Origin of the sequence: Pseudomonas sp. HMSC076A11 (genome assembly GCF_001810205.1) — a bacterium.
Classification (GTDB): Bacteria; Pseudomonadota; Gammaproteobacteria; order Pseudomonadales; family Pseudomonadaceae; genus Pseudomonas; species Pseudomonas aeruginosa.
Genome location: NZ_KV800282.1, coordinates 128,349 through 143,987 on the forward strand (window position 1 = coordinate 128,349; position 15,639 = coordinate 143,987).

At 69.2% G+C, this 15,639-nt stretch carries 11 protein-coding genes and 1 pseudogene; 5 read left to right on the top strand and 7 right to left on the bottom strand.

Features of this window, described 5'->3' with window-relative positions; genetic code table 11:
* Positions 1–5: 5 nt before the first annotated feature.
* Positions 6–3,086 (bottom strand): formate dehydrogenase-N subunit alpha, encoded by a 3,081-nt coding sequence (gene fdnG / locus HMPREF2716_RS06920; RefSeq protein ID WP_079280284.1) that lies wholly within the window; start codon positions 3,084–3,086, stop codon positions 6–8.
* Positions 3,087–3,393: 307 nt separating this feature from the next.
* A complete protein-coding gene (lipC, locus tag HMPREF2716_RS06930) occupies positions 3,394–4,323 on the bottom strand; it encodes a lipase LipC (RefSeq protein ID WP_003095318.1) in 930 nt (309 codons plus the stop codon).
* 359 nt (positions 4,324–4,682) lie between these two features.
* Between lipC and HMPREF2716_RS06935 the strand changes: the two genes are divergently transcribed.
* From HMPREF2716_RS06935 to HMPREF2716_RS06950, 4 genes are all read left to right on the top strand, one after another.
* A complete protein-coding gene (locus HMPREF2716_RS06935; protein WP_003146202.1) occupies positions 4,683–6,728 on the top strand; it encodes an NADPH-dependent 2,4-dienoyl-CoA reductase in 2,046 nt (681 codons plus the stop codon).
* A 208-nt stretch (positions 6,729–6,936) separates the two neighbouring features.
* Positions 6,937–7,386, top strand: a complete 450-nt coding sequence (locus HMPREF2716_RS06940; RefSeq protein WP_003095321.1) for a DMT family transporter — start codon at positions 6,937–6,939, stop codon at positions 7,384–7,386.
* 156 nt (positions 7,387–7,542) lie between these two features.
* Positions 7,543–8,778 (top strand): DUF1835 domain-containing protein, encoded by a 1,236-nt coding sequence (locus tag HMPREF2716_RS06945; protein ID WP_014603526.1) that lies wholly within the window; start codon positions 7,543–7,545, stop codon positions 8,776–8,778.
* Positions 8,754–9,248: a YkgJ family cysteine cluster protein gene (locus tag HMPREF2716_RS06950; protein ID WP_016264129.1), complete on the top strand. Its 495-nt coding sequence runs from the start codon at positions 8,754–8,756 to the stop codon at positions 9,246–9,248. Before HMPREF2716_RS06945 ends, HMPREF2716_RS06950 begins: the two co-directional genes overlap by 25 nt.
* Positions 9,249–9,250: 2 nt before the next feature.
* Here HMPREF2716_RS06950 and HMPREF2716_RS06955 read toward each other — a convergent pair whose 3' ends face one another.
* Genes HMPREF2716_RS06955 through HMPREF2716_RS06965 form a run of 3 tightly spaced genes read right to left on the bottom strand, consistent with a single transcriptional unit; the run spans position 9,251 to position 12,017 of the window.
* The gene (locus tag HMPREF2716_RS06955; RefSeq protein WP_003095324.1) at positions 9,251–10,687 is read right to left on the bottom strand and encodes an ArnT family glycosyltransferase; all 1,437 of its coding nucleotides are present in this window, start codon (positions 10,685–10,687) and stop codon (positions 9,251–9,253) included.
* Complete coding sequence (locus HMPREF2716_RS06960) at positions 10,684–11,658, bottom strand: glycosyltransferase family 2 protein (protein WP_003107470.1); 975 nt, start codon at positions 11,656–11,658, stop codon at positions 10,684–10,686. The genes HMPREF2716_RS06955 and HMPREF2716_RS06960 overlap by 4 nt, the downstream gene beginning before the upstream one ends.
* A complete protein-coding gene (locus HMPREF2716_RS06965; RefSeq protein ID WP_016264128.1) occupies positions 11,655–12,017 on the bottom strand; it encodes a GtrA family protein in 363 nt (120 codons plus the stop codon). Before HMPREF2716_RS06965 ends, HMPREF2716_RS06960 begins: the two co-directional genes overlap by 4 nt.
* A gap of 236 nt (positions 12,018–12,253) precedes the next feature.
* Here HMPREF2716_RS06965 and HMPREF2716_RS06970 point away from each other — a divergent pair.
* A pseudogene (locus HMPREF2716_RS06970) lies at positions 12,254–13,615 on the top strand (MATE family efflux transporter).
* On the opposite strand, the gene HMPREF2716_RS06975 reads toward HMPREF2716_RS06970, so the two are convergent.
* Entirely contained in the window at positions 13,591–13,959 is a 369-nt protein-coding gene (locus HMPREF2716_RS06975; RefSeq protein WP_003095328.1) for an SLOG family protein, read from the bottom strand. The pseudogene HMPREF2716_RS06970 and the gene HMPREF2716_RS06975 overlap by 25 nt on opposite strands.
* The gene (locus tag HMPREF2716_RS06980; RefSeq protein ID WP_070621845.1) at positions 13,947–15,614 is read right to left on the bottom strand and encodes a Na/Pi cotransporter family protein; all 1,668 of its coding nucleotides are present in this window, start codon (positions 15,612–15,614) and stop codon (positions 13,947–13,949) included. The genes HMPREF2716_RS06975 and HMPREF2716_RS06980 overlap by 13 nt, the downstream gene beginning before the upstream one ends.
* Between the last annotated feature and the right edge of the window lie 25 nt (positions 15,615–15,639).

The window sequence follows — 15,639 nt, forward strand, 5'->3', positions numbered from 1 at the left end:
TCACCTCACGCCTTTTCCACGTTGACCAGGAACGACTTGAACTCCGGCGTCTGGGTATTCCCGTCGCCCACGAAGGGGGTCAGGGTGTTGGCCAGGAAGCCGTTGCGCGCCATGCCGGCGAAGCCCCAGTGGATCGGGATGCCGACGTGGTGCACGGTCTTGCCGTCCACCTGCAGCGGGCGGATGCGCTTGGTCACCACCGCCACCGCCTTGATGTAGCCGCGGTTGGAGGAGACCCTGACCTTGTCGCCGGCATTGATGCCCAGCTCCTTGGCCAGCGCCTCGCCGATCTCGACGAACTGCTCGGGCTGGGTGATCGCATTCAGCCGGCAGTGCTTGGTCCAGTAGTGGAAGTGCTCGGTGAGCCGGTAGGTGGTCGCCGCGTAGGGGAACTCGTCGGCCGTGCCGAACAGTTCCATGTCGTTCTTGAACACCCGTGCCGCCGGGTTGCTGATCGCCTTGCGGTTGTCGCGGTGCAAGGGGTTCACCCCGATCGGCGTCTCGAACGGCTCGTAGTGCTCGGGGAACGGGCCTTCGGCCATCTTGTCGACGGCGAACAGGCGGGCCACCCCTTCGGGGTTCATGATGAACGGGTTCATCCCGGCTTCCGGCGGTACGTCGGCCTTGTAGTCGGGCACGTCGGTGCCGCCCCAGGACTTGCCGTTCCACCACACCAGGCGCTTCTTCTCCGGGTCCCACGGCTTGCCGCTGACGTCGGCCGAGGCGCGGTTGTAGAGAATCCGCCGGTTCGCCGGCCAGGCCCAGGCCCAGCCGAGGGTCTGGCCCATGCCGTAGGGGTCGCTGTTGTCGCGGCGGCCCATCTGGTTGCCCTGCTGGGTCCAGGAGCCGGCGAAGATCCAGCAGCCGCTCGCCGTGCTGCCGTCGTCGCGCAGCAGGGCGAAGCCCGGCAACTGCTCGCCGGCCTTGGCCAGGATCATGCCGTTGGCCGGGTCGACCAGGTCGCTCAGGGCCTTGCCGTTGAACTCCCGGGCCAGTTCGTCCGGGCCCGGTTCGTCGGGCTTGAGGTAGGACCAGTCGAGGCCGAGGATCGGGTCGGGGAAGGCCCCGCCGTCCTTGCGGTACATCTCGCGCAGGCGGTGGAACAGCCCGGCCATGATGGCGATGTCCGGACGCGCCTGGCCCGGCGGCTCGGCGCCCTTCCAGTGCCACTGCAACCAGCGGCCGCTGTTGACGATCGAGCCGTCTTCCTCGGCGAAGCAGGAGGTGGGCAGGCGGAACACCGTGGTCTTGATGCTGGCGGTGTCGACGTCGTTGTACTCGCCGACGTTGCGCCAGAACTCCGAGGTCTCGGTCACCAGCGGGTCCATCACCACCATCCACTTCAGGCGCGCCAGCGCGGCGCCGACCTTGGCCTTGTTGGGGAACGAGGCGATGGGGTTGAAGCCCTGGCAGAAGTAACCGTTGACCTTGCCCTGGTACATCATGTCGAAGTAGCGCAGCACGTCGTAGCCGGCGCCCGGCATGTCGAGCTTGGGCAGCCAGTCGTAGCACCAGTTGTTTTCCTTGGTCGCCGACTTGCCGAACCAGGCCTTCATCAGGCTGACGTGGAACTTGCCGTAGTTCTGCCAGTAGGACAGCTGTCCCGGGCGCAGCGGCTTGGCCGTGCGCTTGGCGATGTAGGCGTCGTAGTCCTGCTCGGCGTCCATCGCCAGGGTCAGGTAGCCCGGCAGCGAGTTGGACAGCAGGCCGAGGTCGGTCAGGCCCTGGATGTTGGAGTGGCCGCGCAGGGCGTTCATGCCGCCGCCGGGCATGCCGATGTTGCCCAGCAGCAGCTGGACCATCGCGCCGGTGCGGATCATCTGCGCGCCTACCGAGTGCTGGGTCCAGCCCAGGGCGTACATGATGGTCATGACCTTGCCCGGCTTGGAGGTCTCGGCGATTTCCGCCCAGACCTTGAGCATCATGTCCTTCGGCGTGCCGCAGATGTTGCTCACCACGTCCGGGGTGTAGCGGCTGTAGTGCTGCTTGAGCAGGTTGAACACGCAGCGCGGGTGGGTCAGGGTCGGGTCGACCTTGGCATAGCCGTCCTCACCGATCTCGTAGCCCCAGGAGGACTTGTCCGGGTAGGTCCGCTTCTCGGCGTCGTAGCCGTTGAACAGGCCGTCCTCGAAGCTGAAGCCTTCCTTCACGATGAACGAGACATCGGTGTAGTTGCGCACGTATTCGTGCTGGATCTTGTCGTTTTCCAGCAGATAGTTGATCAGGCCGCCGAGGAAGGCGATGTCGGTGCCGGTCCGGATCGGCGCGTAGTAGTCGGCGACCGAGGCGGAACGGGTGAAACGCGGATCGACCACCAGCAGCCGCGCCTTGTTGTGCGCCTTGGCTTCGGTGACCCATTTGAATCCGCATGGGTGGGCTTCGGCGGCGTTGCCGCCCATGATCAGCACCAGATCGGCATTCTTGATGTCGGTCCAGTGGTTGGTCATGGCTCCACGGCCAAACGTCGGGGCAAGACTTGCCACCGTCGGGCCGTGTCAGACACGCGCTTGGTTGTCGAATCCCAGAATGCCGAGGGAACGCACCACCTTGTGGGTGATGTAGCCGGCTTCGTTGGACGAGGCGGACGCGGCGAGGAAGCCGGTGGTCAACCAGCGGTTGACGGTCTGGCCCTGCTCGTTCTTCTCGACGAAGTTGGCGTCGCGGTCTTCCTTCATCAGCTTGGCGATGCGCTCGAGGGCTTCGTCCCACTCGATGCGCTTCCACTCGCTGGAGCCGGCCTCGCGCACTTCCGGATACTTCAGGCGGTTCGGGCTGTGGATGTAGTCCAGCAGGCCGGCACCTTTCGGGCAGAGGGTGCCGCGGTTGACCGGATGGTCGGCGTCGCCCTCGATGTGGATGATGTTCTGCGCGACGTTCTTGGCGCCGTCGCCCTGGCTGTACATGATCAGGCCGCAACCGACCGAACAGTAGGTACAGGTGTTGCGGGTCTCGACCGTGTGCGCCAGCTTGAAGTGGCGGACCTGGTCGGCGAAGGCCTCCGTGGGGGCCATCCCGAGCGCCGCAAGGCTCGATCCTCCAAGGCCTATACCGCAGACCTTGAAGAATTGCCGACGGTTCATATCCATCGTGCATCTCCTGCATCAGGCAAAGGACACCCGGGACATGGCCGGATGTCTCTGGTTAAAAGATAGCCAGCCTGGCGAGGTACGCCAGCCGGGCATGGCTACGGGGCAGCGAACCCTACACGAACGCTGGGTTTTTCTGCCTTGACCGGAGTCATTACACGGCGGCGCAAACCTTGTCCAGCAAGGTGCGCGGAATCGGGACAGGTCCGAACGCCGCGAGGCGCGCGAACAGGAGGTGATATCCAGGTGCCATTAGACCAAAGACTAATGCCGGATCGCCTAGGGCTGCGGCGACCCGGCGAGCGGATCAGAGTCCGACATTCCTGAGGCGATTGGCATGCTGCCGATAGACCTGGGTCGGGTCGCTCTCGAACAGGCTGACCAGGCCGAGCAACTGGTTGACTTCGTCCAGATGGTCCATCCGGTAGTTGTCCTTCACCACGCTGCCCAGGTGGCTGGAGCATTGGCCGACCAGACCGTCGTTGGCCTCGCCGAACAGCAGCCCGGTCACCGCCAGGCCGGCGGAGCTCGGGTCGAGCGCATTGGTCAGGGAGCCGGTGCCGCTCATCGAGTAGTAGCGCACCCCGGCTACCGTCTCCGCGCCCTGGCCACAGGCGCTGGCCGGGATCGCCTGCGGGAAGCGCTGGTTGAACCGCGCGGTGCCGGGAGTGTTGAGACTGTTCAGGGCAGCCAGCGCGTCGCCCTTGACCCACTCGCCGCCGTCGACGATGTCGACCACCGAGAACAGCGCCTCCACCGCCGAGGCGATCACCTCGGTGCCGATCGGCCCGAGGAACTCGCTGAAGCCGGTCACCGCGTCGGCTACCGGCGTGCCCTTGTGCGGCGTGCCCATGGTGGTGACCGAGGCCACCAGTTGCGGCGCCACCCCGGCGACGTAGCGCACGGTCATGCCGCCCTGACTGTGGCCGATCAGGTTGACTTTCTCCGCGCCGGTCAGGGCCAGGACTTCCTCCACCTGCGCCAGTAGCTGTTCGCCGCGCACCTCGTTGCTGTTCACCGGCGACTGCGAGGTGGCGAAGACCTTCGCGCCGTCCTTCTCCAGGGCCGGCACGATAGCGTGCCAGTAGTCCACCGGGCCGACGCTCTTGAAGCCGAACAGACCGTGGGACAGCACGATGGGATAGCGCGTGCGGGTGTAGTCGGTCGCAGCGTGCACGGGAAGGCTGGCGGCCAGCGCTACCAGCGCCGCCGCGAGGAACGTCTTGTTCTTGTTCATCGTCGAGACTCCGTTCGGATTGGACAGGCAGTTGGCAAGGCACGTGCTGAGCGGGCCGGAACCCCAGCCTGACAGCGCCGCCAAAGGCGTCGAGCCGTGCTTAAGTTGGGCTTCCGGCGCACGCCATTACCCCGGGTAACAGCGCCGCCGTTCCCATTCCGCCCGCCGCGCCGCAAGTGCTGTCGGAGAGCTTTCGATGCCTGTCACCCGGGGCCACAGCGGTGCAGCGCAGCGAGCACCTATCCGATCAGCCAGTCCGCCGGCTTGACCGAAATGCCTGGCGGTTCCGGCAAGCGGGCCGCATTCGGCGGCGGCGCAACTTCCTATGGTGAAGCGTCCCTGGCTACCGGAACCGCGCCATGCGCAACCCCTACCCGCCGCTCGCCGCCGCTCCCTATCCGTACCTGCTGGCCCCGCTGGACCTGGGCTTCACCCGTCTGCGCAACCGCGTGGTGATGGGTTCGATGCACACCGGGCTGGAGGATCGTCTGTGGGACTTCGGCAAGCTCGCTGCCTACTACCGCGAGCGTGCCCGGGGCGGCGTCGGGCTGATCGTCACCGGCGGTTTCGCGCCCTGCCGCGAAGGTTGGCTGCTGCCCTTCGGCAGCAGCCTCACCAGCGCCCTGGAGGTGCCCGCCCATCGTCGCCTGACCCAGGCGGTGCATGCCGAGGGCGGCAAGATCCTGCTGCAGATCCTCCACGCCGGGCGCTATGGCTACCACCCGATGGCGGTGTCCGCCTCGCCGTTGAAGTCGCCGATCAGTTGGTTCACCCCGCGCGAGCTCTCCGAGCGCGGCATCCGCAAGACCATCCGCGCCTTCGTCCGTTGCGCGCGGCTGGCCAAGGCCGCCGCCTACGACGGCGTGGAGGTGATGGGCAGCGAAGGCTACCTGCTCAACCAGTTCCTCTGCCCGCGCACCAATCGCCGCGACGACCAGTGGGGCGGCCCGCTGGAAAACCGCATGCGCCTGGCGCTGGAGATCGTCCGCGGCATCCGGCGGATCGTCGGCCAACGCTTCATCCTCTGCTATCGCCTGTCGCTGCTCGACCTGGTCGAGGGCGGCAATACCTGGGACGAGGTGCGGCGCATCGCCCTGGCCCTGGAGGAAGCCGGAATCACCCTGCTCAACACCGGCATCGGCTGGCACGAGTCGCGCGTGCCGACCATCGTCACCTCGGTGCCGCGCGCGGCCTTCGCCGAGGTCAGCGCACGGCTGCGCCACGAGCTGAAGGTGCCGGTGATCGCCAGTAACCGGATCAACACCCCCGAGGTCGCCGAATCCCTGCTCGCCACCGACAAGGCCGACCTGGTGTCGATGGCCCGGCCGCTGCTGGCCGACCCGCAGTTCGTGGCCAAGGCCGGCGCCGGCCGGGCCGAGGAGATCAACACCTGCATCGCCTGCAACCAGGCCTGCCTCGATCATGCCTTCGCCAACCGCCGCGCCACCTGCCTGGTCAACCCGCGGGCGGCCTTCGAGACCGAATTGCGCTACCGCAAGGCGCGCACGCAGAAGCGCATCGCGGTGATCGGCGCCGGCCCCGCCGGGCTCTCCGCCGCCTGCGTGGCCGCCGAGCGCGGGCATCGGGTCAGCCTGTTCGAGGCGAGCGGGGAAATCGGCGGGCAGTTCAACCTGGCCAAGCGGATTCCCGGCAAGGAGGAGTTCCGCGAAACCCTGCGCTACTTCCGCGTGCGTCTGGAACGCCTCGGCGTCGACCTGCGCCTCGGCCACCGGGTGCGCCAGGGCGAGCTGGACGGTCAGTTCGACGACGTGGTGGTGGCCACCGGCATCCAGCCACGCCGGCCAAGGATCGACGGCATCGGCGGACCGACCGTACTCAGCTACGTGGACGTGCTGCGCGGCGCGCCGGTGGGCGCGCGGGTCGCCATCGTCGGCGCCGGCGGCATCGGCTTCGACGTCGCCGCCTTCCTCGTCGCCGCGCCCAGCGACGGCCAGCCGCGGGCGCTCGGCGAATGGCTCGCGGAATGGGGCGTGGACCTCGACAACAGCCAGCCCGGCGGCCTCCGCGAACCCGCTCCGACGCGGCCGGCGCGCCAGGTCTGGCTGCTCCAGCGCAAGCCCGGCGCTCCCGGCGCGCAGCTCGGCAAGACCAGCGGCTGGGTACACCGCGCACACCTCAGGCACAACGCCGTACGCATGCTCGGCGGGGTGGAGTACCTGAAGATCGACGAACGCGGCCTGTTGATCCGCGTCGACGGCGAGGAACGCTGGCTGGAGGTGGACAACGTGGTGATCTGCGCCGGCCAGGAGCCGCTGCGCGAGTTGCAGATCAGCCAGGCGGCGGAAAGCCTGCGCTTCCACCTGATCGGTGGGGCGCGGGTGGCAGGGGAACTGGATGCCAAGCGGGCGATTCGCGAGGGGGCCATGCTGGCGGCGCGCTTGTAGGGGGATAACGCCGCTGGCGGTATGGCTGCCGTAGGGCGAACAACCGCTCGCGGTTACCCGCCGGGCGGAATCCGAGGGCGTGCGATGGGGTCTCGCGTTTTCCTCCTCCGCCCCCGCCTGGTGCATACTGTGCGACTCCCCGTACCACTCCGGCCCGTCCCTCGCCATGCGCGGGGCGCGCTCGCCGTCATCGTTCCAGGAGTCTTGCATGCCCACTCCACCCTGGTGGCTGTTCGTCCTGCCCCTGCTCGCCGGCGCCTGCCTGCCGCTGCAGGCGGGGATCAACGGCCAGTTGGCCAAGCAGGTGTCCAGCGTCCTCGCCGCGGCACTGATCTCGTTCTTCGTCGGCACCCTCGGGTTGCTCGCCCTGACTCTCTCGCAGCGCGAGTTTCCCGGCCTGGCGGCATTGCGCGGGCTGAGCTGGTGGCACTGGTGCGGCGGTTTCCTCGGCATGTTCTTCATCTTCATCGCCGCCTTCGCCGCACCGCGCATCGGCGCGCTGATGTTCATGGTGCTGGTGCTTGCCGGCCAGCTGGGCATGGCCATGAGCCTCGACCACTTCGGTTGGGCCGGCTTCCGCGAGGCACCGATCAGCGCGCTGAAGCTGGGCGGGTTGGCACTGATCGGCGCCGGCATCTGGATGATCCGCAAGGGCTGAGTGCGTCTTGCCGCGGACGCGTCGGCCGGCCTATAGTCGGCCTCGGCGTTCTCCACGCCTCCCGTCCGCGGAAAGGGCAGCGCCCAGGCGATCCACCCCACGCATCGCGCATGCGACTCCAGGCCTGATGGCGGACAAGGCTGCAGAGGAGATCGTATGTCCTTTTCCCGCATTCTCGGCGACGGCCGGATCAATCTCGAACAGCAACGCAAGCGCGCCAAGGAGCTGTTGCGCCAGTGGCGCCGCGACCCGGCCAGCCGTACAGGGCTTCCGGGGCAGGCACCGCGCCTGGCCGACGCCCAGTGGCAGGTGGCGCGCGAACTGGGCTTCGCCAGTTGGCCGCGACTCAAGGCGCATGTCGACGCCATCGCCTTCGCCAGCCGCCACCCCGATCTGGTCGGCGGCGATGAGGCCGCGACCCTGCACCTGCGCTGCGGCAACGACATCGCCCACGGCCTGAAGCTCGCCGGCTTTCGCGGCGGCTTCCGGATGTTCGCCGACCCGCTGACCATGGGACCGGTGCCGAACCTGCCGTTGCCCGAGTTCCTCGCCCTGCGCAGCGACTACCTGAGCCGCGCCTTCGACCTCGACCCGGCCGACGCCCAGGCCCGCCAGCGCCAGGAATACGCCGGGCTCGAGCGGCTCGGCGAATACTCGCGGGTGGCGCTCTGGTGCGAGGCGGATGCCTACGACCAGTTGTTCCTGGTCCGGGTGCTGGCAGGAATGCAGACGCCGCCGGAGCACCTGGAACTGATCGAGATCGACCGCGTGCCAGGCGTCGAGCGCTTCGTCGGCATCGGCCAACTGGCGCCTGAGCTGCTCGCCTGGCTATGGACCCGGCGTCGCCCGCTGGACGCCGAAGCCCTGGCGCTGGCCCGCGCGGCCTGGGACGCCTACCGCGATCCGGCGCCACTGCGCTGGGCGCAACTGGCCGCCGCGCCGACCCCGGCGCTACCGTTGCTGGGGCCGGCGCTGCGTCGGCAACTGCATGAACTGCCGGCCCTGCGCGACGGCCTGTCGCTGAGCGAACGGCTGACCCTGGAGATCGTCCGCGACGGCGAGCGGCCGAGCGCCGGCCAGGTCTTCGCCGAGCTGACCGCACGGCGCGAGCCGCTGCCCTATCTCGGCGACCTGATGTTCCGCGTCCTGCTCCGCGCGCTGCTGGAAGAGCCCGGCGCGCTGCTGCGCACGCCGGCACCGGAACTGCCCTGGGAACGCCAGCCGCTGGCCCTGACCGCTGCGGGCCGCGAGGTCCTGGCCGGGCGGCGCTACCGCCTCGACCTCGGCGCCCCCGAACGCTGGGTCGGCGGCGTATGCCTGCGCGCCGGCACCGCGCACTGGGCGCTGGACGAGCAGGACCGGCCGGTATGGCGGGAGGACCCACGGCACTGACGCTCATCGCCCGGACGAGCGCAACGGGCGCGCAGCCACTATCATTGCGCGCCCGTTTTCCCCGCACCCGCCCGCCGATGAAGAAAATCCCGCTCGCCGCCGCCGACCCCGACCGCCTGGATACCTGGGTGAAATACCGCGAAGGCCTGTGCGGCGAGTGCAACGCGACCTGCTGCACGCTGCCGGTGGAAGTGCGCATCGACGACCTGATCCGCATGCGACTGGTCGACGAGTTCGAGCGCGAGGAGCCGGCCAAGCGAATCGCCAAGCGACTGGAAAAGGATGGCGTGATCGAGCACTTCAACCACAAGCGCGAGATATTCACCCTCACCCGCATGGCCAACGGCGACTGCCTGTACCTCGACCGCAAGACCCGCCTGTGCAGCATCTATGCCCGCCGCCCGGACACCTGCCGCAACCACCCGCGCATCGGCCCGCGTCCCGGCTACTGCGCCTACCGGCCGAGGTAGTCTCAGCCAGGCGGCGCCACGCCCTGGCATAGCTGGTACTGTCCCACCGGCGGCCGGCAGCGCAAGCGCTGGCGCACCTCGTCGGGCAAGGCGCCGAACGAACGCGAGCGGATCGCCAGCAGGGCGTCGCGACGCAACCAGCCGGCCAGCTCGCTGTCCTCCGCCCGTTGCGCCCGCCCGCCGCTGTAGAACACTGCCGAGTACGGCCGCTTCGGCCAGAACACCAGCGGCCGCTCGCGCCAGCCGGCGTCGCTGGCCAGCAGCGCGGCGGTGGACTTCTGCTCGGCGCGCGAGCCCAGCAGCAGGGAGCCGAGGAACAGCGCGAACAGCAATGGGGTCAGTGCCAGGCAAGCCAACCCACCACGCCGCAGCCAGGCGCTGCGCGCCAGCGGCGCGCGCAGCAGGTCGGCGGCGAGCAACGCCAGGGCCGGCAGGCCGGGCAGCACGTAGGTCCAGAGGACGTTGCCGGCGAAGGTGAAGAACAGGCACGGCGCCAGTCCCCAGAACAGCCAGTAGCGCCTGCGCGAGGCGACGCCATCGACCACCTCCCCGCGCTGGCGCCAGCCCAGCCAGAGCAGCAGCGGCAGCCAGAGGCTCCAGGGAAACGCGGCGGCCAGCAGGAACAGCCAGACGCTGCCGTAGGGATAGGCGTGGGCATTGCCGTAGCGGTCGCCGTCCCAGCCGGCGGTGACGAAGCGCTGCCAATGCTCGCCGAGCAGGAAGTACTCGAGGAAGCCCGGCGTCTTCAACTCCGCCAGCAGGTACCAGGGCGCGGCCACCAGGAGCATCAGCAGGCTTCCGCGGATCCATGGCAGGCCCCGCCAGAGCGCGCGCCAGCGCCACTCCAGCAAGGCCCACAGGCCGATCGGCAGTCCGGCGAGGATCAGCGTCAGCGGCCCCTTCGCCAGTAGCCCGAGGCCGAGGCCGAGGAACATCAGCCAGCCCTCGCGGCGCCGGATTCCCTCCGCGCCATGCAGGCCCAGCCAGAAGCCGCGCATGGCCAGGACCAGCGCCAGGGCCAGGGCCATGTCGGTCATTACCGCCCCGGAGGCGACGAAGAACAGCGCCGAACTGCCCAGCAGGACGCAGGCGATCCGCGCCTGCCGACGATCTTCGCGAGCCTGCCAGTCCCATACCAGCCACAGCACCAGCACGCCCAGCAACCAGTGCGGCAGGCGGCTGGCGAACTCGTTGGCGCCGAGCAGAAGCTGGCCGCCGGCGCTGAGCCAGAAGGCCAGCGGCGGCTTGCCCCAGAACGGCACGCCGACGTCGTACCAGGGCGTGATCCAGTCGCCCAGTTCGGCCATCTTCCGCGCCACCTCGCCATAGCGGGCCTCGGTGGTGTCCATCAGCGGATAGCTGCCCAGGCTCAGCAGGCGGATGGCGAAGGCCAGGGCGAGCAGGAACCAGGCCAGCGGCCAGCCGCGCAGCGCCCTCACGGATTGGCCCCGCCGACCTGCGCCGGCAGGTAGCGGTCGATCAGGTAGAGCGGGCGGCGCCGCGCTTCCATGGTCATCCGCCCGAGGTATTCGCTGCACACGCCGATGGCCAGCAGTTGCAGGCCGCCGATCAGGAACAGCGCGGCGATCACCGGCCAGTGTTCGTGGATCTCCTGCTGGCCGAAGATCCCGGCGAGCAGGGTCGCCAGGGCCGCCAACAGGCTGAGCAGGCCGAGGTAGCCGGCGACCTTCAGCGGCGCGGTGGAAAACCCGGTGATGCCTTCCAGGGCGAAGTTCCACAGCCGCCAGTAGCGCCACTTGCTGTGGCCGGCGACGCGGGCGGCGCGGCTATAGGCGATATCGACCTGGCGGAAACCGACCCAGGCGAAAAGCCCCTTCATGAAGCGATTGCCTTCCGGCAGCTCGCAAAGGGCATCGACCACCCGCCGGTCGAGCAGGCGGAAGTCGCCGACGTCGCGCGGGATCGGCACCTCGCTGAGGCGGTTGATCAGCCGGTAGAAGGCGCTCGCCGAGGCGCGCTTCAGCCAGCTTTCGCCGGCCCGGCTGCGGCGGCGCATGTTGACCATTTCGGCGCCGCCGATCCAGGCGTCGAGCATCTGCGGGATCAGTTCCGGGGGATCCTGCAGGTCGGCATCGATGACGATCACCGCGGCGCCGCGCGACAGCTTGAGCCCGGCGCTCATCGCCTGTTCCTTGCCGAAGTTGCGGGTGAAGCGGGCCACGCCCACCCGGCGGTCGGCGGCCTGTAGCTGGGCGAGGATCGTCGCGCTGCGGTCGGTGCTGCCGTCGTCGACATAGAGCACCTCGCAATCGTCGCCAAGGTCGCCGAGCACGGCGCCCAGGCGCTGGTGGAAGGCCGGCAGCACCGCCTCCTCGTTGAACACCGGCACTACCACGCTGAGCAGGCAGGGGGCCTCGAGCTTCGACGCCAGGGAAGGTTCGATCATCATGAGAAGGTCCAGAGTCGATGAAGGTGATAGGTCGCCAACAGCAGTGCGCCGGTCGCGGCGAGCTGGGCCAGGCGGTAGTCGAGTCCGGCGAGGTCGCCGAGCAGCAACACCAGGACGGCGTTGCCGAGTACGCAAAGCAGGCTGACGGCGAAGAAGCGCGGCAGCGAACGGAACACCGGCCCACGGTGGCGGAAAGTCCTCCGGCGATGCCCCAGGTAGGCAGCCAGAGCCCCGCAGCCTGCTCCCGTCGCGGCGGCCACGGCGGCGCCGACGGCGAAGCCCTCGACCAGGAGGGTAAGCACCAGGTAATGAACGGCGGTGGCACCGGCGCCGACCGAGACGAAACGCCCCAGGAGCATGCATAGCTTCCTCTGGAAACAACCGACGCCGGCATTCTAGGAAGGTGCGCAAAGCCCCGCGGTTAGCGCTGCGCAAGCTTCCTGACAGGTTTTCGCAGGGTTCCCCGCGGCAGGCCTGGAAGCCGCGTCGGACAAGGAATACACGGCAGGCAGAGGTCTGTTACCGGATATGAAAAACGGGTTTTCCGCAGGCCTCGCCGCCGTCGCTATACTGCCCGGCCGATCCGGAGGACCCCATGAGCCTGTTGCGCGATGCCTGGCGCCACGCCCCGACCCACCACAGGGTCTGGGCGCTGGCCGGGCCGATGATTCTGTCGAACGTTTCCGTTCCCCTGGTGCACCTGGTGGACAGCACGGTGGTCGGCCACCTGCCGCACGCCTACCAGCTCGGCGCGGTAGCCGTGGGCGGCAGCCTGTACACCCTGATGGTCGGCGTGCTCGGCTTCCTGCGCATGGGCACCACCGGCTTCGCCGCCCAGGCCGCCGGCCGCGACGATGGCGGCGCGCTGCGCCTGATCCTCGCCCAGGGCCTGGGCATGGCGCTGCTCCTGGCCCTGCTGCTCGGCGCGCTGGCCCTGCCCCTGAGCGGCTGGGCCCTGCAACTGATGCAACCGTCGGCGGAACTGACCGGCGAGGCCCGCGCCTTCTTCCATACCCGCCTGCTCGGCCTGCCGGCGGCCCTGGCCAGCTACGCACTGGTCGGCTGGTTCCTCGGCACGCAGAACGCACGGGCGCCATTGGCGATCCTGTTGACCACCAACCTGAGCAACATCGCCCTGGTGCTCTGGTTCGTCCACGGCCTCGACTGAGGCGTGCAAGGCGCGGCCCGCGCCTCGGTGCTGGCGGAATGGAGCGGCGCCCTGCTCGGCCTGGCCCTGACCCGCCGCGACCTGGCCCGGCGCCCCGGGCGGGCGCAGTGGCAACGCCTGCGCCACTGGCTGTCCTGGCTGCCGCTGCTGATGGTCAACCGGGACATCTTCATCCGCAGCCTGGCCCTGCAACTGGTGTTTTTCCTGCTCACCGTACAGGGCACCCGCCTCGGCGACGCCACGGTAGCCGCCAACGCCCTGCTGCTCAACGGCCTGCTCCTGACGTCCTACGCCCTCGACGGTCTCGCCCACGCGGTGGAGGCGCTCTGCGGCCACGCCATCGGCGCCCGCGACCGAGCCGCCCTGCGCCGCGCGCTGGTGGTAGCCGGTGGTTGGTCGCTGCTGGCAAGCCTGGCGTTCGCCGCGCTGTTCGCCTTGTTCGGCCACCTGTTCATCGACCTGCAGAGCGACATCGCCGGCGTCCGCGAAGTCGCCTACGCCTATCTGCCGTACCTGGCCTGCCTGCCGCTGCTGGGGATGTGGAGCTATCTGCTCGACGGCCTGTTCATCGGCGCCACCCGCGCCCGCGAGATGCGTAACGCGATGCTCGTCGCGGTGGCCGCCAGCCTGCCCCTCGGCTGGCTGTTGCAGGGGCTGGGCAACCACGGGCTATGGCTGGCGTTTCTCGCCTTCATGCTGCTGCGCGGGCTGGTCCTGGCCGCCTACGGCTGGCGCCTGACCCGCCGCGATGGCTGGTTCGCCGCTCAGGGCGCCGACAGCGGACGATAGGCGAGCATCAGCGGGACGTCGGCAGCGTGCGCGACCTGTACCAGTTCGCTGGCCAGGCGCCCACCGGGAAACACCAGCACCAGGTCCGGCGCGGCCTCGCCGAGGACGGCCTCGCCATACTCGCGCAGGGCGTTGTCGCTGCCACTGCGCTCCGGATAATCGTAGGCGCGCGAATCCGCGCCACGCTCGCGGCACCAGCGCTCGGCCTCGTCCGGCAGGCCGCTGCCGGCATGCAGCAGGTGGCCGAGCAGCGCCACCGGTTGCAGGCCGTGGCACTGGTCGAGCGCCAGGCGCAGGCGTTCGGCGTCCTTGAAATGGCGTCCGGCGCAGATCAGGAGGCGCATGCCGATCCCTCCCCTTGCCCTGGCTCGCCCGGCCGCTTCGCCATCGGATCGATGCCGCTGCGTTCGAGCAGCGGATAGGCCAGGGCGGTGACATGATGGTGGATGCGTCGGTAGTCGCGGAGAATGCGCTGGAACACGTCACCGGACTCCACCCAGGCACCACGATCGTCGCGCAGGCGACGGAAGCGCTCGCGACTGGCATCGGCCTCCAGTCGCTGCAGCAACTTCTTGCGCGCCACCAGGCGCAGCGCGGCGTCCAGGTCTTCGCGAAGGAACGCGCTGATCGCCAGGTGCAGGCTCTCCTCGATCGCCGCCTGCAACGGCAGCATGCGGCCCAGCTCGAACTCGCTGCCGGCGCGGCTGCGCCCGGCCCAGCGCATCGCCAGGGGCAGCAGGCTGTTGGCGACGAGATCGCCGATGTGCTCGATGTTGATGGCGAACAGGAGGATTTCCTGGGCACGATCGGCGTCGCTGTCGCCGAGGCCGTCCTGGCCGAGGTCTGCCAGGTAGGCGCGGATCGCCGCACTCAACTGGTCGAGGGCCTGGTCCTGGCGACGGATTTCCGCCGCCACCTTCGCCTCCGGTCGCTGCAACAGGCCGCTGGTGGCGCGCAGCATCAGACTGGCCATGTCGGCCAGCCGCAGGACTTCGCGAGTAGCGTTGGCCAGGCCGATGTTGGCCACCTCCAGCCCGGCTTCGTCGAGGTAGCGCGGCATGCCCGGCTCGTCGGACTGTGCCTCTTCCGGCAACAGGCGCGCGAGCAGCGCCGCAAGGGGTCCGGTGAAGCCGATCGCCAGCAGTGCCAGGGCCAGGTTGAAAGCACTGTGGAACCAGCCCGCCGCCGCACCGCCGAGTGCGTTGGCCGGTTGCGCCAGCGCCGTCAGCCAGGGCAGCACCAGCAGGCAACCGAGCAGGCGCACCAGCAGGTTGCCCAACGGCAGGCGCCGCGCCACCCGGCTACCGGCCACCCCTAGCGCCGGCAAGGCGCCGCCGAGGTTGGCACCGAGCACCAGGGCCAGGGCGATGGGCAGCGAGACCAGTCCGGCCTGGGCCAGGGACGCCACCAGCAGTACCACCGCGACACTGGAATGGCAGGCCCAGGTCAGCAGCGCGGCGAGCAGCAGGGCGATCAGCGGATCGCCTTCTAGGCCGTGGATCACCGCGACAAAGGCTGGCGAGGCCTCGATCTGCTGCAGGGAATGGCCGAGCAACGCCAGCGCCAGGAGCATCAGGCCGAGTCCGATCAGGCACTGGCCAAGGCTCTCCAGGCGTGGACCGTCGCCCAGGCGGAACAGCAGCAGGCCGGACAGCAGGGCCAGCGGCGCCAGCAACGAGGTGTCGAAGCTGAGCAGTTGCACCACCAGGGTGGTGCCGACGTTGGCGCCGAGCATCACTGCCAGCGCCGGCGCCAGGCCCAGGGTGCCACTGGCAGTGAAGGACGCTGCCATCAGGCTGGTGGCGGTGCTGCTCTGCAGCAGGCCGGTGATGCCGAGCCCGGCGAGCAGGGCCAGCCAGCGGTTGCCCAGGTGGCGGCCGAGCCAGTTGCGCAGCACAGTGCCGAAACCGCGCAGCACGCCGCTGGAGACCATGTGCGTGCCCCACAACAGGAGGGCCACGGCACCGGCCAGGTTGATCAGGAGGATGGTTCCCAGCATGGCGGAACTCCCGGTTCGGAATGGA

Excerpts from the sequence above, each read along its gene's own strand:
- lipC (WP_003095318.1), bottom strand. The coding sequence starts at position 4,323 with ATGAACAAGAACAAGACGTTCCTCGCGGCGGCGCTGGTAGCGCTGGCC.
- HMPREF2716_RS06935 (WP_003146202.1), top strand. The coding sequence starts at position 4,683 with ATGCGCAACCCCTACCCGCCGCTCGCCGCCGCTCCCTATCCGTACCTG.
- HMPREF2716_RS06940 (WP_003095321.1), top strand. The coding sequence starts at position 6,937 with ATGCCCACTCCACCCTGGTGGCTGTTCGTCCTGCCCCTGCTCGCCGGC.
- HMPREF2716_RS06945 (WP_014603526.1), top strand. The coding sequence starts at position 7,543 with ATGTCCTTTTCCCGCATTCTCGGCGACGGCCGGATCAATCTCGAACAG.
- HMPREF2716_RS06950 (WP_016264129.1), top strand. The coding sequence starts at position 8,754 with ATGGCGGGAGGACCCACGGCACTGACGCTCATCGCCCGGACGAGCGCA.
- HMPREF2716_RS06960 (WP_003107470.1), bottom strand. The coding sequence starts at position 11,658 with ATGATGATCGAACCTTCCCTGGCGTCGAAGCTCGAGGCCCCCTGCCTG.
- HMPREF2716_RS06965 (WP_016264128.1), bottom strand. The coding sequence starts at position 12,017 with ATGCTCCTGGGGCGTTTCGTCTCGGTCGGCGCCGGTGCCACCGCCGTT.
- HMPREF2716_RS06975 (WP_003095328.1), bottom strand. The coding sequence starts at position 13,959 with ATGCGCCTCCTGATCTGCGCCGGACGCCATTTCAAGGACGCCGAACGC.
- HMPREF2716_RS06980 (WP_070621845.1), bottom strand. The coding sequence starts at position 15,614 with ATGCTGGGAACCATCCTCCTGATCAACCTGGCCGGTGCCGTGGCCCTC.